The following is a 20,428-nucleotide window of genomic DNA, read 5'->3' on the forward strand; positions in this document are numbered from 1 at the left end:
ACCCCGAGGGGCCCACTCCAGATCGGCGTGCAATTGGGACCCCTTCGCAAGCTGGGTACGGCACGGCTGAACTGATCCGACGTCCAGCTTTGGCGTCGTAGGCGCTGGCCTCAGGCGCGGTTCTTGAAGCGCCAGCTCTCATTGCCGGTCTCGACGATCTCACAGTGATGGGTGAGCCGGTCGAGCAGCGCCGTGGTCATCTTGGCGTCGCCAGCGAATACGCTCGGCCACTCGCCGAAGGCGAGATTGGTGGTCACCACGATCGAGGTGGTCTCGTAGAGCTTGCTGATCAGATGGAACAGCAACTGGCCGCCTGACTGCGCAAACGGCAGGTAGCCGAGTTCGTCCAGCACCACAAAGTCGAGCCGCATGAGATGGTCGGCGATGCGGCCCTGCCGGCCGGCACGCGCCTCGGCTTCGAGCCGGTTGACGAGGTCGACCACGTTGTAGAACCGGCCGCGCTTCCCGTCCCGGATACACGCTCGCACGATGGCGATGGCCAGGTGCGTCTTGCCGGTGCCGGTGCCGCCGACCAGCACGACGTTGCGCTGATGGGCCAGGAACTCGCCGCCAGCGAGGTCGCGCACCAGACCCTCGTTGATCGGCGTGTCGGCGAAGGCGAACTCGGCGATGTCCTTGGCCAGGGGCAGCTTGGCGATCGTCATCTGGTAGCGGATCGAGCGCGCCTGCTTCTCGCTGATCTCGGCCTGGAGCAGGTCGCCGACGACCTGTTGAGGCTCGTGGGTGCGCTTGAGCGCGACCTTGATGATCTCGTCGTAGGCCGCCTTCATCCCGAACAGCTTCAGCTCGCCCATGGTGGCGAGGATGTCCTGACGTTCCATCATGGGGCTCTCCTCAGGCTGTCGTAGCGGGCACAATCGGCGACCGGCTCATGGCGCAGCCGCAGGCTCTCGGGCGTCAGGATGGTGACGGGTGCAGTGGGCTCGCGCTGACGGGCGAGGATGTTGAGCACGACGTCGGCCGAGTGCACGCCCTCACGCAGCGCCTCGGCGCAGGCGGCCTCGACCGCGCTCAGCCCGTCGCGCAGCACGGCGGTGAGGATCTCGACCATCTGCCGGTCGCCATCGGCAGAGCCGGCGAGCTTGCGTCGGATCCGGTCGAGGGCGGCAGGCAGAACCCAGTCCTTGAATGGCGCGCCGTTCCTGAGCGCACCGGGCTTGCGGGCGAGCACGGGGACGTAGTGCCAGGGATCGAACACCGTCTGGTTGCGACCGAAGCCGCGGGCATGCTCGCCGACGATGCGCCCGTCCTGACGGATCTCCACGCGCTCAGCATAGGCGCGCACCTCGACCGGCCGCCCGAGAGCGGAGGCTGTGACCGAGTACCGGTTGTTGTCGAAGCGAACCAAGCAGGTCGAGGACACGGCCGCTGGCACGGCATGGAAGCCGTCGAAGCGGCCGGCGTAGGGGACCAGGGTTGCCCGCTCGGCCTCGAAGGCCTGCCACACGGTCCGGTCGGGCTGCTCGGGATGCGGGTGGGCCTTGGCGTAGGCGATCACCCCGTCGAGCAGCAGGGCGTTCAACTCGTCGTAGCTCCTCACCCGGATGCGTGGCGTGAACAGACGCTCGCGCACCAGTCCGACCTGGTTCTCGACCTGCCCCTTCTCCCAGCCCGAGGCCGGTGTGCAGGCCACCGGCTCGACGAGGTAGTGCGAGCACATCTGCAGGAAGCGGCGATTGTAGGCGCGCTCACGTCCGACGAAGATCGCGTCCACGGCGGTCTTCATGTTGTCGTAGATCCCGCGCTGGCAGGCGCCGCGGAAGAAGGCGAACGCCCGGTCGTGGGCGTCGAACACCATCTCCTGGCTCTCGCGCGGGTAAGCCCGCACGAACGGCATGCGCGAGTGGCAGAGCCGGACGTGGGCGACCTTGATCTCTGTGGTCGTGCCGCCGATCAGCACCGTCTCGTGGCTCCAGTCGAACTGGTAGGCCTCGCCCGGCGCGAAGGAGAGTGGCACGAACGCCTGGGCTGTGACCGCAGTGCGCTCGCGCTTCCAGCCCTTGGCGTAGCGGCGCACCGCGTCGTAGCCGCCCTCGTAGCCGAGATCGCGCAAGGCCTCGTAGACACGCGTCAGCGTCAGTCGCTCGCGCCGCGCCTTGCTGGCGTTCGCCAGGAGCATTCGGTCAAGCTCGTCCCGCCACGATCCGAGCTTCGGAGCAGGTTGGATGGCGCGGGTGTACCGGAACGCCGTCGCCTCGGAGCGGATGACCTTGCGCACGACCTTGCGCGAGACCCTCAGCTCCCGGCAGATCTGCTTGATCGGCTTCTGCTGCACGAAGTACGCGCGGCGGATCTTTGCGACCGTCTCCACGACCAACATCCCGCGCAAGCCTCCCGTTCGAGCCGGAAGGCAGTGTGGATGACTTGTCCTGGGGGTCCCGATTGGACGCCGATCACCCCGAAAACGGGGTCCTTATTCCACGCCTAATCACAGGCAGCGTGGCCACCGATCAGCGCAAAGGCTTCGTCCGCCTCCTCGACCGACTGGAGCGGGATGACGTCCTCGTCGTGACCAAGCTCGACAGGCTCGGCCGCAACGCCATGGATGTCGGCAGCACGATCCAGCGCCTCGACGCGCTGGGGGTACGCGTGCACTGCCTCGCGCTCGGCGGGGTCGACCTTACCAGTTCGACCGGCAAGCTAACGATGGGCGTGATCAACGCGGTCGCCGAGTTCGAGCGCGATCTGCTGATCGAGCGCACTCAGGCGGGCTTGGCGCGGGCGCGCGCCGAGGGCAAGGCGATCGGCCGGCCAGCGAGCCTGACGCCGGAGCGGCGGCGGGAGGCCGAGCGGCTTTTGCGCGACGGCCGGAGCGCCTCGGCCATCGCGCGCGAGCTCAAGGTCGGCCGGACCACGATCCGACGGGTGCAGGAGGCGATGCGGCGGCCTGAGCGCATCACCTCGCCGGGTGCACTAGCGAGCTGAACTGCCTGCATACGTCGACGTGAGAGATCCGTCCGTGTGCCTATAGGAGGCGTGTTGCAATCCCGAGCGCAGCGCCGGCCTCCGCCAGCCGGTGATCGAGGGTCATGAGCGCCACACCATGATCGGCCGCCAAGGCCAGATGCAGGGCATCACCAGCTCGTAAGCCAAGATGTGACTGGTCGGCAAAGCGCGCAGCCACCCGAAACTGACGATCGGAGAGTGCGAGCGAGACGAAGGACTCGGCCGCGAGCCGCGTGAAGGCCGTCAGGGCAGCCGCGCGATGCTCCGGCATCAGGTCCTTGCGCCGAACCTTGATCGAGAGGGCAGCCGAGAACTCCGTGACGACCCAGGCGCTCAGGGCTAGATCGCCCGCGGTTTGCACACCGAGCCAGGCCTGCATTCGCTCCGTGTCAGGCTCGTTTGTAAGTGCGCAGACCAAAACCGAGGTATCGATGTAGAACATCAGTAGCGTTCATCGTCGCGCATCTCGCGAACGAAGTGGCTCGCGCCGTGCGGTTGCACAGGCATAGTGGCGGTGATGGCACGTAAAGCCTCGGGGTCGACCGGGCGGAATGTCGTGACTGCAGGGGTCAGACGTGCAACTGCCTTGCCCCGGCGCGTGATCGTAATCGTGTCACCATCCTCGACGCGATCAACGAGTGCGCTCAGATGGGCCTTGGCCTCAGCGAGGTTGATGGTGCTCATCGAAACTCATCCTGCTCGTGACCAACCTGATGGTCATATACGGAGCTTCTATCGCGTAAGCTAGCAATTCTCTACTTCCTACAGCGTGCTTCGACGCACTGGAGCGGACACGTGAGCCGGCTGGACCAGGGTCTCTCCGGTCGGTTTCGGAGCCAAGCCTACGCTGCCGAGGAGCAGGTGGCCGAACTCGGGAGCGCCTTCCTGGATGGCGACGCTCGGGCTGGGGTCGGAACCGCATCCGACCCACGCCAACTACATCGCGTCCTGGATCAAGTTGCTGCGCAACGACAATCGAGCGAACTTCACTGCCGCGAGCGCTGCTAGCCGCGCAGCTCAGTACCTCACCGGCTTGGCCCAGTGAGATCTCTTGTCGGTAGCCCCGGTGAGCCGCTGACGCAAAACGATCCATGCATGCTCTTGCTGGACTAGAACAGTCCTGAACAGGCCTTGCCTGTCAGCGCGCCGCTCGGCCTGATCATCGCCAAAACCGCACAGGGATCGTTCTGCCCGCAGCCCTGCCGAATGCGCGCTCCGCTTCATCGTTGACGCCCTGCATGGCCGGGTCCTCTACAGAGAAGGCGCGCACAAAGGTCAAGCCGTCGTTCGTTCCTGGACGTAATGCGAGGCGCCAGAACCCGCCGCCGCCCCAATTCTGCCGGTAGAAAACATTCGGCAGCATGTCAGCGACAGAACGGCCGCTGAACTCCTCCACCGGGCCGCCCCAGGCGAACTCCATTCGGCATCCCGTGTTGGGCGTCTGCGAGTTCAGATGACCTTCGTGGAAATTGGCGCACTGATCCTGCAGGATCATGTATGGCGACACGCGAAACGCATCTTGTACGATAGCGATGGCGCATTCGAATGAGGTATCGTGAAAGATCGGCATCGGCCTGTCTAAACTTCGTTTGGATTGAGGGCTGCACACCGGAAGTGGCATCCAGGGCAATACCTGAGGCCAACCTAACGATCTTGTGTGGCGTCCGATAAACTGAACTTGTCCTTATCAATGATCTCGTAACGCTGTGCTAATTTCTGGACTCGCCTGCCCGTGGCGAGGCCGGTTTTCATAGTCCCGCAACGAAATTCACTTCATGAGTTCGCGTCACGGTCAGCCGCCAGTCTGACCTGCGTTCAATCGGTGCTTTATGGCGACACTTATCCGAGTCTTGCTCTATAGTTTCGCGATAGTATTGTTCGGATATCCTATTACCGCATCGATCGTGCATGGGCTCGATCCGACGCTGTGGCCGTCCGAGGTGATCGCACCCGGTGCTTGGTTCGACGCCCTGCGCTTTCTGCAGCTCGGCACGATCACGCAGGCCTACTGGACCATGCTGCTCAACCGCTCGCCAGCGTTCGCGGGCGGGTTCTGGGCGCTCCTCTGCCTGCTACTGCCCCTCGGCGCCCTGTTTGGTTGGCGCTACGCTGGTGCAACCAAGCTGGTGCAGCGGGACGCCTCAGACCTGTTCGGGTCCGCCCGCTTCGCCACCCCGCTCGAACGCACGGCGATGAACAAGGGCCTGGAGCTCGGCCTCGATCCGGAGACGGGCCGCGCCGTGCGGGTCGCCGTACAAGGCACGCTCGCCACGATCGCACCCCCGCGTAAGGGCAAGACCTCGGGCGCGCTGATCCCGAACCTCGCCTACCCCGAACCCTGGGCCTGGTCGGGACCCGCGGTGGTGGTCGACCCCAAGGGCGAGATCTACAAAGCTACGGCCGAGCGCCGCCGGGCGCTCGGCCGGCGCGTCGTCTGCCTCGACCCGCTCGGGCTCGTCGGGGGCGCCGATCGCTGGAACCCGCTTAACGGGCGTGACGCCAGCGATGTGCTCTACCTCCAGCACACCGCGCTGGCCCTGTTACCGGAGGCCAACGGCGACGGCGAGGCGAGCGCCTATTTCCGCAACCGCGCCGTCGACCTCATCACCGGCGCCCTACTCGTGAGCCTCACCCGCGGCAACCGCACCGTGGCGCAGGTTCACGCGCTCATCGCCGATGCGCCGAAGTTGATCGAGCAGCTGGAGGCGCTGCGCCCCGCGCCCGCCGCGCTCGCCGCCCTGGAAATCCTGAACGCCGATCCCAAGACCCGCGATCCCATCATCGCCACAGCGAGCCAAGCCTTTCAGTGGCTTGCCGACGAGCGCCTGCGCCACCTCGTCGGAGGCAGCACCTTCGCGCTCGCCGACCTGTCAAACGGCGACGTCGATCTGTTCATCGCCGTCCCACCCGAGTACAAGCGCCTGCTCGCGCCGTTGCTGCGCTGGTTCCTGTCCGATCTGTTCATCAGCGTCCGACGCAATCGCCCCGCACAACGCCTGCTCGTCATGGTCGATGAAGCGGCGGCCTTGGGGCGATTTGAAGAACTCCTGACCGCGTCCGGAGAACTGCCGGGATATGGTGCCTCGCTGTGGACTTTGTGGCAGGACCGCTCGCAGATCGTCGGCCTCTACGGTGACGCCGGAGCCGACACCATCCTCAATACGGCGGAATTCGTCGTGCTGTTCGACGTGCCGGCGGTCGATCCGGACGCGGGCGAGCGCTGGTCGCGGGCGGTGGGCGACTACACCGCACGGGTCGAGACCCTGACGCGGCCGGCCGAAGGCCAGGGCCAGCGCAGCATCGCCGCGACCCCGCAGGGCGTGCGCCTGCTGACCCGGGAGGCGCTGGCCAGCCTGCCGGCCAACCAGCTCCTGGTGTTCCCCAACAGCACCGCCTACGCGCGTCACCCGATGCGGTTGCGCAAGACGGTGGCGCATACCGACCCACGCTTTGCGCGGTTGATCAGGACGGTGCCGCCCGTCGGAGCCAGCCGCTGACGGGCGCAGCGCTTCAGCGGCTCTCCCGCGGGAGTGTCAGCGAAACCCGGGCCTCGGCGTAGCCGCGGCCGGGATACCACCGACGCAGCAGCCCGGATGTCCCCTCCTGGCGCACCAGGACGTAGTGCTCGCCCGGGTTCAGGCGGTCATCCTCGTAGCCGCCCCCCGGCAGCTGCCAACGCACGGGCAGCGCCGCCGTCCCCGTGATCTCGATCCAGCGCTCGGGCGTGCGATGCCAGGCCAACACGGTGAGACCGATGACGGTGACCGCGCTCAGACCCCTGACCGTCCATGGCACGACCCGGTAGGGCAGCCGCGAGCGCCAGATCGCCAGCCGGCTCGCCGTGTCGGCGGTGATCGAGCGCGCGGGTGGGACCTGACCTTCGAGCGACTGCAGGAGCTTGGCGCGATCCTCGGGCGTCAGCGGAGAGGTCGGATCGCCGAGCGCGGCAAAGCGCGCCGCAGGCTTGCCGCGCAGCAGCCCGGTGAGGTGGCGCTCGCTCATGCCGACCACGTGAGCGTTCGCCTCCTCCGCCACCTTGCTCGCGTCCCGGTAGCGCAGCTCCAGCCGCTGCCGCGGCGACGTGGTCGAGGGTTGGGGTGGGCGCGCCACGACCTCAGCCCTCGACCAGCCACAGCGCGGCCGGCTTGACCGCCTCCATCACGGCGAGCCGGAAGGCGGTGAGATCGCGCAGGATCCGTCCCGCCAGGGCCGGCGAGGTCTCCTTGGTCAAGCTCGCCCGGTCGAGCTTGGCGATCCCGCGGAGCTGGCCCGCGGCCAGCACCTCGCGGGTCTTCTCCTCCAGGTCGAAGTGGCGCAGATGCGTGACCGCCGCGTCGCCCGCCACCCGCTTGAGCAGGACCGGGTCGACCGCGCCCCGCACGGCATTGGCCACGACGAAACGGGCGCCTGCCCAGTCTTTGGCCACGTGCAGTAGCTTACTTCCCTCGGCGAGCGCGCCCGCCTCGGCCGCCACGACTACGACGAGGCCGAGTTCGATCCCAGCCTCGCGCAAGGTAGACGCCTCCTCCTTGAGGATGCCGAGCAGGCTCGCCGAGGTGTTGGCGCCGATGTCGACGAGGCTGGCGGCCTTCACCATGTGGAGCGCGTTGATCACATCGTCGAGCTCGGCCCGCGCGGCCTTGCCGCCGCTGGCCTCGATCGCCTCGCGCGTGGCGCGCATCTCGAAGTGGCGCACGCGGCCCGGCTCGTTGGCCTTGCCGGTCTTGAACTCGGTCAGGCGGTGGACGGACTCGATCTCCAGGATCTGCGCGTCGGGCACGGCCTCGGCCAGGCCGCGCACGACCGTGGACTTGCCGATGCCGCCGGTTTCCTGACCGACGAGGAGGATGCGGGCCATGGTCTCAATCCTTCTTGAACAGGTGGCGGTGCTTCTCGGCCTGAAGCCTGAGGATCTCGGTCTCGCTCAGCGGCTCGTCCTCAGGCGCGGCGGAGGGATGGGGCTGAAGCTCCGGGGCGAGGCGGGGTCGCGTGGGAGAGCCATCCGGGCCCGATGGGCGTGCGGGGGGATGCGGCAGCCCCGGCGAGACGGGGGTGAGGTCGCGGCGGTCGGTGTTCTCGGCCCGCTTGGCGCTATCCCGTGCGATCTGCGCCTCGATGTGGCGCACCAGCGCGATCAGGCGGTCGGCGGAGATGGCTCGGCCCTCCCGCCCCTCGTGCACGCCCTGCTCGCCCAAAGCCGCGGCGATGACGGCCCAGGGCTGCCCCTCGACGTCGCGCAGGCGACGGATCTCGGGCAAGGCTGCACGGATCAGCGCGGTGGCGCCCGTGGTCTTGCGCCGGTCGGGCCGAGCCTCGTGGGCGGCCCTGTGGCGCTTGACGGCACGGCGCAGGGCTGTGAGATCGAAGCTCATCGGCTCGATCCTGGAGCAGCCCGGTTAACGGCTCAGCACAGGCTCAAGCGCCATAGCGCAAGCTCACTAACAGCTCAACAATATGAAGGCATCACACCACACGCACTGAAGTGAGCCACCGTTAACCATGGAGGCTCGCGCGCCTCGCCGAGGTGCCCAGAACCTGTCAGCGTCTCAGCCCGCTCCACGCGCAGCAGGTACGCCGATGCCCGACGAGGTCAAGCTCACCGTGACCCTGGCAGCTCCCCTCGCCCTCCGCCTGAGCGCTGCCGCGGCCGAGCGTGGCTGGTCGGTCGAAAGCCTGGCAGCCGAGTGCGTCGCTCAAGCCCTGGAAGTCGCGATCCGTCACAGGGTGCTGATAGAGCGCATGGAACAGGTCGACGCCGCCCTGCTCGACATGGCCCAGGCCGTCGGTGAACTCGGGGCGCCGTCAGGGGGTATCGATCTCACCAAGGTGTGTCGCTTTCGAGCTGACGGCGGCGACGGTACCGGAGACCCGGCCGCGTGACCGCCTCGCTGCACCGGCTCGGGGCCGGCCCGGCGGCTGGGCTGTACTACACCAACGACAGCCAGCGCGAGGCGCGCCCGGACCGGCGCGACGAGTACTACGCCAAGGACGGCGATGGGGTGTGGTGGAGCTCCGGCGGGACGGTCGTGCGCCACGGCGCGGCGATCGACGCGGCCTCGTTCCGCGACCTGTGCGCCGGATATCATCCCGGCACCGGCAAAGCGCTGGTGCGCGGCGCCGGCGCGGGCCACTGGGCCGGCCAGGACTGCACCCTGACACCTGGGAAATCAGTCTCAGTCCTGTGGATGGCGGGGACGCCCGAGCAGCGCGTCGCGATCGAGGCCGCCCACCGCGCCGCGGTCGAGCGGGCGCTGGCCTTCGTCGCCGCAGAGGGGTTGATCAGTGTACGCACCGGCGCGGGCGGGGTCGAGCATCACCGGCCGAGCGACATCATCGTCGGCCGCTTCGATCACTCCACCACCCGCGAAGGGGACCCGAATATCCATACGCACTGCGTGTTCCTGAACGTCGCGGGATCACCGCCAAACGTGGCAGCAGGAAGGTATAAAAACCTACGGCACCTGACCATCGAGGTCGAGCGGCTGTACGAATACAAGCTCGTCGTCGGTGCGGCCTATCGCGCCGCGTTGGCCGAGGGCCTGCGCGAGCACTTCGGCCTGCGCTACCGCGAGGCCGGGCGCGGGCAGTGGGAGGTCGCCGGCCTGCCCAAGGTGGCGCTGGAGACCTTCTCCAAACGCTCGGAGCAGATCCAAGAGTACGCCGGTGCTGGAGCCACGAGCGCTCAGCGCGAGGTCGCCGCACTGGCGACCCGCCGCGGCAAGGACACGCTGCCGACCGGGCCCGAGCTAGAGGCGCGCTGGCGCAACGAACTCGCCGGGCTCGACCTGGATCCCTGGCATGGGGCGCGCCATCCCGAGCTGAGCGCGGAGCACGAACAGGCTGTCGCGGACGCGCGCGATGAGCGGCGCGAGACCCCATTCGACCCACCCGAGATCCCCGGTGACGGCCCGGTGGCACGGGCCGCCTCCGCCCTGTTCCGGCACGAGAGCGTGCTCGCGCGAAAAGACCTGCTGCAGCGCGCTCTGGAATTTGCCGGCGTGCAGGGGCTGGGGGTCGACGCGGTAGAAGCCGAGCTGGCCCGGTTCGAGCGGGACGGCACCCTGATGCCGCTGGCCTTGGCCGAGTCGGTGCCGGGCGCCAGCGCGTGCTGGACGAGCCCAGGCATCGCCGCCTGCGAGGCACTGATGCTGCGCGCCGCCGACCAGCTGCAGGAGCAGGTCTGGATCACCCCGGAGGCAGTCGCAACCGCGCTCGCGAGCGCGGCCCATCTCAGTCCGGAGCAGGGTGCAGCCGTGCGCGAGGCGGCGGGCCCGGACGGGGTTTCGCTGCTCCATGCTGGAGCCGGCACCGGTAAGACGACGACCGCGAAAGCCCTGGTTGATGCGGCCCTCGCCTGCAACATGACGGTGGTCGGGCTCGCCCCATCCTGGACCGCCGCCGATGAACTCTCCGCCGCCACCGGGATCCCGGCGCAGGCGATCGCGTACTGGCGCCATGCCCGGGCGCGGAACTCCGATCAGGCGGCTGCCCGCTGCCCCTCGCCTTCTCTCCCATCCTCACCCGCACCCCTCCTCGACGCGCGGACGCTGGTGCTGGTGGACGAGGCCGGGATGGTGTCGACCCGCGACCTGGAGGCGGTGCTGAGCGCGGCGCAGGCTGCCGGCGCCAAGGTGGTGCTGATCGGCGATCGGCGTCAGCTCGCCTCGGTCGGAGGTGCCAGCGCGTTGCGGGCGGTGGCCGAGGTGGCCGGGCGCTCGGCCGTCCTGGAGCAGGTGCGTCGGCAGGCGGTGGCGTGGCAGCGCGCCGCCTCGGTGGTGATGGCGCGCGGCGATGCCGAGGCGGGTCTGCGCGCCTACGTCAGCAACGACCGGGTCGAGCTGGTCTCCGGGGTGGAGGCAGCCCAAGTCCGGGTGATCGCGCTCTGGTCCGAGCAGCGCGCGGCCCACGGCGGCGACGTGCTGATCGTGACGCGGCGCAACGCCGATGCGGCGGCGCTGAACGCTCGAGCCCGCGCCGTGCTGCGGGCGGAAGGCCAGCTCGGGCCGGACGTGATCGCCCTGCCCTCCCGCAACCGCGCGGACGAGGCTGTGCCGCTCGCCTTGGCGCTCGGCGACACCCTGCGGTTCGGTGAGAGCCTACCGCACTTGGGCGTCCGCAACGGCAACCGGGCGCGGGTCGAGGCGATCGTCACCGATCCGGCCGGGGAGACGCGCCTGTGCCTGCGCCTGGAGGACGGGCGGGTGCTGGAGGAGCCGTGGCAGCGGCTAGCGCGCGCGCCGCTGTTCCGGCGCAAACATTTGCAACCTAAGATTGTCCATGCATATGCCGGCACAGCTTACGCGGCTCAGGGGCGGACCTGCTCCGCGGCGGTGCTGTATCTCGGGGCGGGTACGGACGCGCGCGAGGTCTATGTCGGTCTGACCCGGCACCGGCACGAGGCCCGTGTGGTGGTCGAGCGCGGCCGGCTCGACGCCCTGTGCCGCCAGCGCCAGGCGGATGCCCGGGTCCCGGCGACCGACACGATGGTGCTGGAACGGCTGTATCGTGAGGCGCGGAGCTACCGCGAGAAGGCCAACGTCGTCGACTACGCCGCCGACCGGGTCGCGTTCGTGCGCGACGGGCAACTGGTCCTGCGCGAGCCCGTCGCCCCGGGGATCGACGTACGCCGTGCGGTGCGTGCGGCGCGGACCCTGCGCGAGGCGGTGGCCTGGCTCGGGGTGGACCGTCTGGTCGTGCCGGCGTGGCGCTTGGTCGACGCCTACGGACGCCGCCTGACACGCGCTCCGGCGGCGGCGCGTGCTCTGGTCGCGCAGCTCGCCCATCGCCTGGGCCGCTCCAGACCGGGCCATCAGCGCGATCGAGGCGCCGGCATCGAGCGCTGAGCGGCCGTCCGTGCTCGTTCCCCCGGCGGACCGGGGTCGGCGCCTCGATGATCCAGGCAGCCTGCGATCAGGCGTAAGGCCCGCGGAACAGGTCGCCGAGCGGAACCCGTTTCGATGCGTACGAGGCTGCAGGAACTCACCTCATCCGGTGAGACGGGAGTCGCGTTCGTCAAATCGTCCGGTGTCAGGCCGTCAGCGCATGGCTGTGCCCGTCCTACGACCCGCGCGGATTCTGGGGTGGTCTGATCGGTCGAGGTCGCCCGCTGCCCCTCGGCAGCATTTCGACGGCTTGGTTTTCCCCGATTCTGACAGGATTGGAACTTGAGTAGTCGTGCGCTGCGCGGATTTGCACCCTCCCCCCTGTGCCGGTGAGAAACGCCCGTCCCCGGAGCCGAAGAGGTGGGCCACGGGTTTTCGCGCCAACCGCGCCCAAGCCTGCCACTCGGGCGAGACGATGCGCACGATGTTGGTGTCGTTGCGGAAGCCGGTGACCCGCCGCTCCTCCACGGTCACGAGCCCGAGTTTTGCGGCCTCGCGGATTGCGTTGCGGACGGTGGTCTCGGCGACGCCTGCGATCGCCGCGAGATGGCCGACCGCGAGCCGGCAGTCGCCGCGTCGGGCGGTCTCGGCCGCCACGAGGGCGAGGACCGCCTGCTCGGCCAGCGTGAACCGGGCCGCAAGCCCCGGCGGGAGCCGCCCCGAGGCGGCCCACCGGCGACGGCGCTCCAGCGAGGTATCCGTGCGCGGGCGCGAGCCGACAAACCTTCTGGGCGATGCGACGCGGTCCCGGGATGTAGTGGGAGGTTCAGTCTCGGGGCTTGGCCGCGAGCCGGCTGCTGGACGGCGAACCGCCAGTGCATCGGTGCGCGCCTCGATCAGCCCGGACAATGCCTCGGCCTCGGCCTCCGTGACCTTCCCGTCCCCGAACGCGCGCCAGAGCGCGGCCGTGATCGCTGGCAGCGCGGCGCGCGGGGCCGCCTCCGCCTGGCGGCGGATCTCATCGGCATAGTTCATTCTTCCCGGTCCCTCACGGGCCGCGGCTAGGTCCAGGCAAAGCCTCTCCGATGCGAAAGTTGGCGCTTTCGCTTGACTCCGTAGGGGAGGTCATGGCTTGTGGGGAGTCGGTGAGGACTGCCCACAAGGCCCCAGATTTTCGACGGCCCTCCGTTTGGCGACGGGGGGCCGTTGGCTTTTCAGGGTCTATCTCGCGGCAATGGTCTCCTGATGCCGGCTCACGACTCGCCGAGGCGAGTGCGGCCGCGACCGCCCATGTCGGCTGGGCGGCTCGGTTAAGTCAATGTTGCGGGTGGCTGATGACGTTCTTCTTGCCGTCCTGAACCACCCATATTCCGGCAGGCACCTCTCCTCGTTCGATGATCGTAGCGCGCGTTCCACTGCGGCGGGGCGAGAGCACACGGCCAGGCGGGGGCGGCCGTGGCGACGACATTGACGTTGGCGCGCAGCGTCTCGACCAGAAGCTCGACCCGATTGAGCCGAGGGATAGGCCTCGTCCGCCTCGCAGGGCAAAGCAGCCAAGGTTTTAGGATCGGTGGAAACCAATCAGCTGTCTGACAGCTGTCCGGCCCCGTCACGACCACCAAATAGCTCGCCTAGTGGTTTGAGTTAGAAGAGGCTTGACGGTTTTGTCGGGTGGGTAGAGCGTTGGGTGCTTCCTGATGGAGGTGCGCCATGTCGCGTGGCCCGAAGGCCGTCGCTCTCGATCTCAGCGAGCACGAGCAGGGTGAGATCCGCCGCCTGCTGCGCCGGCACGGGACCGGGCAGGCGCTGGTTTCGCGCCTGCGCATCGTCCTGGCCTGTGCCGAACCGGGCGCGACCAACCTGGGGGTGGCGACGGCGCTGGGGGTCAGCCGCCAGACCGTGGCGCTCTGGCGGAGCCGCTTCGCCGCGCATCGGCTGGAGGGGTTGGTCGATGCGCCACGCTCCGGAGCGCCCCGCAGCATCGATGACGAGGCGGTCGAGCGCCTGGTCGCCCTCACCCTGGAAGAGGCGCCGGCCAACGCCACGCACTGGAGCACCCGCTCGATGGCGCGCCGTACGGGCATGAGCCAGAGTGCGGTGTCACGCATCTGGCGTGCCTTCGGTCTACGGCCGCACCAAGCCGACACCTTCAAGCTCTCCGCGGATCCCGCGTTCGTCGAGAAGGTGCGCGACGTCGTCGGCCTCTACCTCGCCCCACCCGATCGCGCGCTGGTGCTGTGCGTCGACGAGAAGCCGCAGATCCAGGCGGTGCAGGGTACGGCTGCAGCCTTTCCCCTCCAGCCCGGCCGGGCCGAGCGCGTGACGCACGACTATCGCCGGCATGGCACGCTCGACCTGTTTGCCGCCCTCGACGTGAAAGCCGGAACGGTGATCGGGAGCTGCAAGCCGCGTCATCGCAGCGTCGAGTTCCGCGCCTTCCTGGAGCAGGTCGAGAGCAGCGTCGCACGCGATCTGGAGGTGCATCTCGTGCTCGACAACCTGAAGACGCACAAGACGACCCTGGTGCATGACTGGTTGGTCCAGCATCCGCGGTTCCACCTCCACTTCACGCCGACGAGCGCGTCGTGGCTCAACCTCGTGGAGTGCTGGTTCTCCGTTCTGAGCCGACGTCGGCTGGAACGCGGGGCGTTCACCAGCACAGAAGAGTTGGAGGCCGCGATCCGAGACTACATCACTGAGACCAACGCTCATCCCAAGCCATTCGTCTGGACCAAGTCAGCCGACGCGATCTTGGCCAGTGTCGCTCGCTTCTGTACACAGACTTCTAACTCAAACCACTAGCAGCATTCACTCGGATATACGCCAGGATCCAGACAGCTTTCTGGTTCCGAACAGAACGCTACTAGGTTAACGTGATGTTTACCGTTAAGCTGGCAGCCTCCTGGAACCGGATAGCTTTCCGACAGCTTCCCGGCGCCCAACGGCTGCCTGGCAGCTTCCCGGAGGCAGACAGCTTCCAACGAGGTGTCCATGCCCGTCATCACGTTCTCATCGCCCAAGGGCGGTGCCGGCAAAACCACGGCCGCCTGCATCCTCGCCAGCATGCTGGCAGAGCAGGGGGCGACCGTCACCATTATCGATGCCGACCCTAATCAGTTCGTCCAAGAGTGGGCGCAGCTGCCGGGCCTGCCCGCCACTCTTCACGTCATGGGCGGCGCGACGGAAGAGACGATTATGGACAAGATCGAGGAGGCGGCCAGCATCACCGCCTTTGTGATCGTGGATCTGGAGGGCTTAGCCAGCCTCATGGTCAGCCACGCGATCTCGATGTCCGACCTGGTGGTGATCCCCGTGCAGGGCTCGCAGTTCGATGCCTCGCAGGCTGCCCGTCAGATCGGGCTCATCAAGCGCACGGAGAAGCGCGGGGGGAGGGCCATTCCCTACACGGTGCTGATTACGCGCACGAATCCCGCGATCATGCCCCACACTCTCAAGCACATCTTGCAGAGCTTCGACGAGCGCGCGATCCCAGTCCTGAAAACCCGCCTGTGTGACCGCGAGGCGTACCGGGCCATGTTCTCCTATGGTGGCACGCTGCAGCGCCTGGCAGGGAAGGGAGTCGCCAACACGACCGTGGCGATCAACAACGCGGCCGAGTTCACCGCGGAGATCGTGCAGCGCCTGCGCGACAGGCGTGAGCAGGCCAAGGAGGTTGCGTGATGCCCGGCCAGCCCAAACCTGAACGCACCGATCCGCTCGGGAAGCTCGACCTCGGCGGACTGGACGACTTCAAGCCCACGCCGCGCGCCGCCCAGCAGCCAAAGCCGCCGGTCGAGGCAATCCGTGCCGTCTCCGAAGCGGAGGGCTTCCCCAGCCGCGAGTCCGCCCCGCGCGAGAAGGTGAAGCCGGTATCGGTCAAGGTCGAACAGCGCCGTTACCGCACCGGCCGCAACAAACAGCTCAGCCTCAAGGTGACGGAAGAGACCGCCCAACGCTTCACCCGCCTAGCCGACGAGCAGCGCCTAGTGCTTGGCGAGCTGCTGGAGAGGGCGCTCGACGCCTACGAGGGCGCCCACAAGCAGAGATGACCTCTCAGGAATCTGTTGGGCACCAGATAGAAAGCTAATAGAAAACAGGCAGCTTCCAGGAAGGCTTACGGTGCGTCCCATAGCCGGGTTTGCGACACGCCTCGGCACGATCATTGCGGCTCTACCTCTTAAAGCGGGGCGTCCAGCTTTCGATCAAAGCCTCCTCGTCATCGTCCGAGTCGGGATCTTCAGTCCGGCTGAACTAGTTGCAGGCGAGCACGGTTAGGGTACGACCGTATTCACCCAGCTCGAAAACCTCTTCCTGAACGCGATAGCGACGCTCTTCACCCACCCAGCTGTCAAGTAAGCCGCCGTCCGCATCTTCATGCGCGTAACGCACATTGTCCTGGTTCGCGCTGAAGGTGGCGGGGGACTCCGGCCTGGACTTCATCCTCGCGGCACAGCTGCAATTAACAATACACCTGTGTGCCTCACCAGCGCAGTAGGCGCGGTCCCAGCACGGCACCAGCAAGCGTGCAGGACGCGATGGTGCCTCCGTACCAGAGCGCCACGAACGGGGCGGAGTCGTCCATGCAGTGCAGGGCGTAGCCCATCGCGCTGATACCACCGGAGACAAGTCCCACGAGCGCGCCAGTACGCACCAGGTCGGTCGGTGCGGCGAAGCGGCGGACAGCCCAGACCAGAATGGCGAACGGCACCACGGCGATGATCGGGATCGAGACCAGGCACTCCAGCCACATATCGCCGACCACCATCCGGCCCCAGTGCGCGCTCGGCGCGGAGGCCAGGCACAAGGCCGCGAGTGCCATGATGCCCGCAAAGGGTAGCAGCGCCGTCAGCACGCGGGCCCCGGACGCTCCGCCCGGGCGCGCCACCCGAGTGAGCAGGCGGGCTGCGAGGACGACGATGCCCGCTGTGAAGGCGAGCTTCAGCAGAAGGAAGCCCAGCGCGCCGGGCGCGGCGAGGTCTGGGCGGACGCCGAGCGCCAGGAGCGCGATGCAAAGCGCCGCGCCTGCGCCGAGCGCCGCGGCCAGGCCGATGCCACGGGTGAGTTGGTGGCGGTCAGCCGGTCCACCGTTCGTGCTCAGGATCTCGATCAGTTCATCCGTTCTCATCGTCTCTTGCCCTGCTTGATGGCGGCCGCCATGGCCTTGATGCCGCGGTGCACACTGACCTTGATGGCGGGCTCCGACATGCCGCATCGCTGTGCCGCCTCCGCGACGCTCAACCCATCGAGCTTCACGAAACGGATTGCCCGCTGCATCTTCTCAGGCAAGCCGGCCAGAAGGCGATCGAGGTCATGCGCGCTCTCGGCGCCGGCATGATCGTCCCGCGCCTCGAACTCGCCGGCATCCTCGATGGGCACGTCTGCCATGGAGAGGCGGTTGCGCCGCAGGTGATCGATCAGCTTGTATCGAGCGATGGCCTGCACCCAGGGCGTGAACGGCTCCCCCGTGTCGTAGGTATGCTGACGGGTATGGATCGCCAGGAGCGTGTCCTGCACGAGATCCTCCGCCTCCGTCTGGCTCCGCCCGATGCGCGCCAGCTTGCCCCGGTAATAGGCTCGCAGATGACGGCTCAGCCGGTCCAGGAGCGTCCGGTAGGCGGCCCCGTTCCCGTCCAAGGCGGCCCTCATCAGGCCCCTCAACTCTCCCTCGCTCGCGATCATCGGGCACTCCCACCCAAATACGTTGCGAAGGCGGCGGAGGTTACAATCGGTCGTCGGTCTGACCAGCCCACCCGGATCGCGAGACAGGGCAGACCGGATAGCCCGCTCGCCGAAAACAGCCGCGCACCGCCAGCTGTGCGTTCGGCGTGATCAGGTTTTCGGATCGGCCAACCGGGCGTGAGCTCGAAGAAACACATCATGGTTCTCGTTCTGGAATGTCACGGGCTCGCACGCGCATGACAGGGCGCACGCGCTCGGCCGCACGCCTCCCTTAGGGAGACGCGACGGCGGGCATGGCCGGCGACCGCGCCTAGGCTCGGACGAGGAACTTAGGCGGAAAGGGATCGGGGTGGCCTGACAGGCCTACGCCTCGGACGTCCTCTACGGCGTAGGCAAGCGCGACTGTGATGACCTGAGGTGCGGCGGCGGACGGGACAACCGCGACGAAGCCGCAGCAGATGAGGGGGCAGGAGCGCTCGCCCGGATCCTTGGCACAGCCGTCACAGCCCTCGCAGCCGTCGGGCATCGCGGCGGGAGCCGACATACCCATCGGTGCGGAGACGGTCACGGTTTTCATGTGGGCGGCCTGGACGCCATGCAGCAGCGCAAACCCCGCCATCAGGGCGAGGACCAGCAGACAGAAGCGGACGGAACGGCGGCGGACCCGGAACATCGGCGACGCACTAACAGGCCCCCACAATGCGGGAAAGGCCGCATGCCGCCTCCGGTGCGGATCTGGGGATTGGCCCTAATGTCTTCTCGCTCGGCGGTCCCGCCTGCAACCGAACGATGGCCGGCCCCGAACTCAGATTGAGAGCCGACCGTTCTGGGCTGGGCCTTCATCCTCGCCGCCGAGGACAGAGGCTCGCTTTTCGCTACGTAGCCGCATGGCCCCCGTGGGGCTCGCCGAGTCGGCACCACCCGCACGCGCCCACGGTCAGCGGCATGAGATCCAGCAACACAGTCTCAGATACAAGATGCCTCAAGACCTGCCTCGTCTTCGAGGCCCGGTTCACCCGGGATCTCTTCTGCTTGGTGGCGAGGACGCACGCGATCCCGGACTTCCTGATCTGTCCGGCCTGGAGGTACCGGGGCACCCTCGACCGGTCCGGCATCAGGGTAAGGGAGTTGACGACGAAGGCCGCTTGGGCTGCCTGGCACCGCGACGGCTTCCACATCTTCACGTCCTCAATCGGCCAAGCCCAACGACCCGGGGAGAGCCGGCCTTGCTCGGCCGAGACGTGTCCTGACCCGAAGCGCCGCAGACGCTGAACCGTCGCACCCCACAGCATGCGCAGGCCCGCAAGGCTTTCGTGAGCGCACTCGCACTGCGCTGCCCATCCGCGCCCTGGAGCCGGCCTCCCTCGTAACCATTCATTCCATCGTCCCGAACTCACAAGGCGAGGTTCGGATCGTCGAGATGGAAAGGGGACACCGTGGAAGTCCGGCCACGGCTTCGTAACGGGTCTCGTTCCGAACAATCCCGTCGCTCCGGCTCAAGCGAGGTAAGTTCCCTTGCAAACAGCTCCCGGGAATTCAGGTACTGCAGCCCGGAGGCAGTCTCACGGCAACCCTGATGCGGAACACCCTTGCCTCTTTCCCACCTGGTATCGCGTTCCCGGTCCATTACCTCGGCGCGATCCAGAAATTCCCGATGCTGGAGCCGATGGAGGAGTTCACGCTGGCCAAGGCCTGGCGGGACGGCGGCGACCGAGAGGCCGCGCATCGGCTCGTGACGTCGCACCTGCGTCTCGTCGCCAAGATCGCCATAGGCTACCGGGGTTATGGCCTGCCGATCGGCGAAGTCGTGTCCGAGGGCAACGTCGGCCTGATGCAGGCCGTCAAGCGCTTCGATCCCGATAAGGGGTTCCGGCTCGCCACCTACGCGATGTGGTGGATCAAGGCCGCCATCCAGGAATACATCCTGCGCTCGTGGTCGCTGGTGAAGATGGGCACCACGGCGAACCAGAAGAAGCTGTTCTTCAACCTCCGAAAGGCCAAGGGCAAAATCTCGGCTCTGGACGAGGGCGACCTGCGTCCCGATCAGGTCAAGCAGCTCGCCACCCGCCTCGGTGTGCCCGAGCAGGACGTGATCGACATGAACCGTCGCCTGTCCGGCGACACGTCGCTCAACGCGCCCCTGCGCGAGGAGGGCGAGGGTGAGTGGCAGGACTGGCTGGTCGACAATTCCCCGAGCCAAGAGACCGTTCTGGCCCGCGAGCAAGAGGGGCAGAACCGCCTCTCGGCCCTGCGGGATGCTCTGGGCGTTCTGAACCCGCGCGAGCGCCGCATCTTCGAGGCGCGTCGCCTCGCAGAGGACCCGATCACACTGGAAGACCTCTCGGGCGAATTCGGGGTGTCGCGCGAGCGTATCCGGCAGATCGAGGTGTGCGCCTTCGAGAAGGTGAGCGCGGCTGTGCGAGAGGAGATCGCACGCCGCGAGACCGTAGGCGCAGCCAGGAACGGCGGGTGAGCGTCGGCACGGCTGCGCGGATTGCCGGCGGGGCAGGTCGATGTCCGCCTCGCCCTCATCGGATCGGCTCCTGTGGACCTGTCCTTTCGAATGTAACGAAAGGATTTTACCCTCCGAACTCATGGGCAATGGCGCTGAACTGAGAGCGCTCTCCAACACCGGACAAGATCATGAAATTCGCGCTTGCCCTCACCCTCGCAACACTGGCCTCGGCCGGCGCAGCATCGGCCGCGCCGGCCTGGCACGCACGCACGGGCACCCATCGCCACGCCGTGCGTCCAGCGCCCGCCCTGCACGGTCCTGAGACGACCGGCAGCGTCGGCCGGCTGCGGGTTCCGCGTGACCGCCAGGGCCGGGACTTCCGCAGCAGTACGCGCGGCAACGCGCAGTTTCCGGCGCGCCTTCCGGTTCAGCAGAACCTCGGCGGCACTGCGGGCGGCCCTGAATTTTGAGCGTCCTACCTCGCACGCCTCCTCTGGCCGCAGCA

20 protein-coding genes and 1 pseudogene are annotated in these 20,428 nt (G+C 67.7%); 10 read left to right on the top strand and 11 right to left on the bottom strand.

The window, feature by feature from the left end; all coding sequences use genetic code 11:
* Positions 1 to 110 precede the first annotated feature (110 nt).
* Together istB and istA are read right to left on the bottom strand one after the other, a co-directional pair.
* A complete protein-coding gene (istB, locus tag MFF22_RS00890) occupies positions 111 to 842 on the bottom strand; it encodes an IS21-like element helper ATPase IstB (protein ID WP_150967289.1) in 732 nt (243 codons plus the stop codon).
* Positions 843 to 847: 5 nt separating this feature from the next.
* Positions 848 to 2,341 (bottom strand): annotated as a pseudogene (gene istA, locus MFF22_RS00895) (IS21 family transposase); the annotation flags it as partial.
* 62 nt (positions 2,342 to 2,403) lie between these two features.
* Between istA and MFF22_RS00900 the strand changes: the two are divergent.
* Positions 2,404 to 2,946 (top strand): recombinase family protein, encoded by a 543-nt coding sequence (locus tag MFF22_RS00900; protein ID WP_238247200.1) that lies wholly within the window; start codon positions 2,404 to 2,406, stop codon positions 2,944 to 2,946.
* Between the two features lie 40 nt (positions 2,947 to 2,986).
* Here MFF22_RS00900 and MFF22_RS00905 read toward each other — a convergent pair whose 3' ends face one another.
* The gene (locus MFF22_RS00905) at positions 2,987 to 3,409 is read right to left on the bottom strand and encodes a type II toxin-antitoxin system VapC family toxin (protein WP_238247202.1); all 423 of its coding nucleotides are present in this window, start codon (positions 3,407 to 3,409) and stop codon (positions 2,987 to 2,989) included.
* Positions 3,409 to 3,651, bottom strand: a complete 243-nt coding sequence (locus MFF22_RS00910; RefSeq protein ID WP_015061116.1) for a type II toxin-antitoxin system Phd/YefM family antitoxin — start codon at positions 3,649 to 3,651, stop codon at positions 3,409 to 3,411. The genes MFF22_RS00905 and MFF22_RS00910 overlap by 1 nt, the downstream gene beginning before the upstream one ends.
* Before the next feature lie 205 nt (positions 3,652 to 3,856).
* On the opposite strand from MFF22_RS00910, the gene MFF22_RS24645 reads away from it, so the two are divergent.
* Entirely contained in the window at positions 3,857 to 4,012 is a 156-nt protein-coding gene (locus tag MFF22_RS24645) for a zincin-like metallopeptidase domain-containing protein (protein ID WP_283206143.1), read from the top strand.
* 114 nt (positions 4,013 to 4,126) lie between these two features.
* Here the strand turns inward: MFF22_RS24645 and MFF22_RS00920 are convergent, their stop codons facing one another.
* Positions 4,127 to 4,537, bottom strand: a complete 411-nt coding sequence (locus MFF22_RS00920; protein ID WP_238247205.1) for a hypothetical protein — start codon at positions 4,535 to 4,537, stop codon at positions 4,127 to 4,129.
* A 334-nt stretch (positions 4,538 to 4,871) separates the two neighbouring features.
* On the opposite strand from MFF22_RS00920, the gene MFF22_RS00925 reads away from it, so the two are divergent.
* Positions 4,872 to 6,464: a type IV secretory system conjugative DNA transfer family protein gene (locus MFF22_RS00925; protein WP_238247207.1), complete on the top strand. Its 1,593-nt coding sequence runs from the start codon at positions 4,872 to 4,874 to the stop codon at positions 6,462 to 6,464.
* Positions 6,465 to 6,477: 13 nt separating this feature from the next.
* Here the strand turns inward: MFF22_RS00925 and MFF22_RS00930 are convergent, their stop codons facing one another.
* The 3 genes from MFF22_RS00930 to MFF22_RS00940 are packed head-to-tail and all read right to left on the bottom strand — an operon-like array spanning position 6,478 to position 8,339.
* Positions 6,478 to 7,077 (bottom strand): hypothetical protein, encoded by a 600-nt coding sequence (locus MFF22_RS00930; protein ID WP_238247209.1) that lies wholly within the window; start codon positions 7,075 to 7,077, stop codon positions 6,478 to 6,480.
* A 4-nt stretch (positions 7,078 to 7,081) separates the two neighbouring features.
* Positions 7,082 to 7,825, bottom strand: coding sequence for a chromosome partitioning protein (locus tag MFF22_RS00935; protein ID WP_238247211.1), 744 nt, complete (start codon positions 7,823 to 7,825; stop codon positions 7,082 to 7,084).
* 4 nt (positions 7,826 to 7,829) lie between these two features.
* Entirely contained in the window at positions 7,830 to 8,339 is a 510-nt protein-coding gene (locus MFF22_RS00940; RefSeq protein ID WP_238247222.1) for a hypothetical protein, read from the bottom strand.
* Between the two features lie 205 nt (positions 8,340 to 8,544).
* Here MFF22_RS00940 and MFF22_RS00945 point away from each other — a divergent pair, with 205 nt between their 5' ends.
* Both MFF22_RS00945 and mobF read left to right on the top strand, forming a co-directional pair.
* The gene (locus MFF22_RS00945) at positions 8,545 to 8,847 is read left to right on the top strand and encodes a hypothetical protein (RefSeq protein ID WP_238247224.1); all 303 of its coding nucleotides are present in this window, start codon (positions 8,545 to 8,547) and stop codon (positions 8,845 to 8,847) included.
* Positions 8,844 to 11,810, top strand: a complete 2,967-nt coding sequence (mobF, locus tag MFF22_RS00950; RefSeq protein WP_238247226.1) for a MobF family relaxase — start codon at positions 8,844 to 8,846, stop codon at positions 11,808 to 11,810. The genes MFF22_RS00945 and mobF overlap by 4 nt, the downstream gene beginning before the upstream one ends.
* Positions 11,811 to 12,002: 192 nt before the next feature.
* On the opposite strand, the gene MFF22_RS00955 is transcribed toward mobF, so the two are convergent.
* The gene (locus MFF22_RS00955; protein ID WP_238247228.1) at positions 12,003 to 12,824 is read right to left on the bottom strand and encodes a GntR family transcriptional regulator; all 822 of its coding nucleotides are present in this window, start codon (positions 12,822 to 12,824) and stop codon (positions 12,003 to 12,005) included.
* A 675-nt stretch (positions 12,825 to 13,499) separates the two neighbouring features.
* Here MFF22_RS00955 and MFF22_RS00960 point away from each other — a divergent pair.
* From MFF22_RS00960 to MFF22_RS00970, 3 genes are all read left to right on the top strand, one after another.
* Positions 13,500 to 14,591, top strand: coding sequence for an IS630 family transposase (locus MFF22_RS00960; RefSeq protein WP_238247230.1), 1,092 nt, complete (start codon positions 13,500 to 13,502; stop codon positions 14,589 to 14,591).
* Positions 14,592 to 14,780: 189 nt separating this feature from the next.
* Positions 14,781 to 15,470, top strand: a complete 690-nt coding sequence (locus tag MFF22_RS00965; RefSeq protein ID WP_238247232.1) for an AAA family ATPase — start codon at positions 14,781 to 14,783, stop codon at positions 15,468 to 15,470.
* Complete coding sequence (locus tag MFF22_RS00970) at positions 15,470 to 15,838, top strand: stability/partitioning determinant (RefSeq protein ID WP_238247234.1); 369 nt, start codon at positions 15,470 to 15,472, stop codon at positions 15,836 to 15,838. Before MFF22_RS00965 ends, MFF22_RS00970 begins: the two co-directional genes overlap by 1 nt.
* 431 nt (positions 15,839 to 16,269) lie before the next feature.
* On the opposite strand, the gene MFF22_RS00975 is transcribed toward MFF22_RS00970, so the two are convergent.
* Positions 16,270 to 16,914 carry an NrsF family protein gene (locus MFF22_RS00975; protein WP_238247236.1) on the bottom strand — a complete coding sequence of 215 codons (645 nt, stop codon included), beginning with the start codon at positions 16,912 to 16,914 and terminating at the stop codon, positions 16,270 to 16,272.
* Complete coding sequence (locus tag MFF22_RS00980) at positions 16,911 to 17,468, bottom strand: sigma-70 family RNA polymerase sigma factor (RefSeq protein ID WP_238247238.1); 558 nt, start codon at positions 17,466 to 17,468, stop codon at positions 16,911 to 16,913. The genes MFF22_RS00975 and MFF22_RS00980 overlap by 4 nt, the downstream gene beginning before the upstream one ends.
* A gap of 1,576 nt (positions 17,469 to 19,044) precedes the next feature.
* Here MFF22_RS00980 and rpoH point away from each other — a divergent pair.
* Positions 19,045 to 19,941 carry an RNA polymerase sigma factor RpoH gene (gene rpoH, locus MFF22_RS00985; protein WP_283206144.1) on the top strand — a complete coding sequence of 299 codons (897 nt, stop codon included), beginning with the start codon at positions 19,045 to 19,047 and terminating at the stop codon, positions 19,939 to 19,941.
* A 170-nt stretch (positions 19,942 to 20,111) separates the two neighbouring features.
* Positions 20,112 to 20,393, top strand: a complete 282-nt coding sequence (locus tag MFF22_RS00990) for a hypothetical protein (protein ID WP_238247240.1) — start codon at positions 20,112 to 20,114, stop codon at positions 20,391 to 20,393.
* Positions 20,394 to 20,428: the final 35 nt, after the last annotated feature.

The organism is Methylobacterium persicinum, from assembly GCF_022179525.1.
GTDB lineage: Bacteria > Pseudomonadota > Alphaproteobacteria > Rhizobiales > Beijerinckiaceae > Methylobacterium > Methylobacterium persicinum.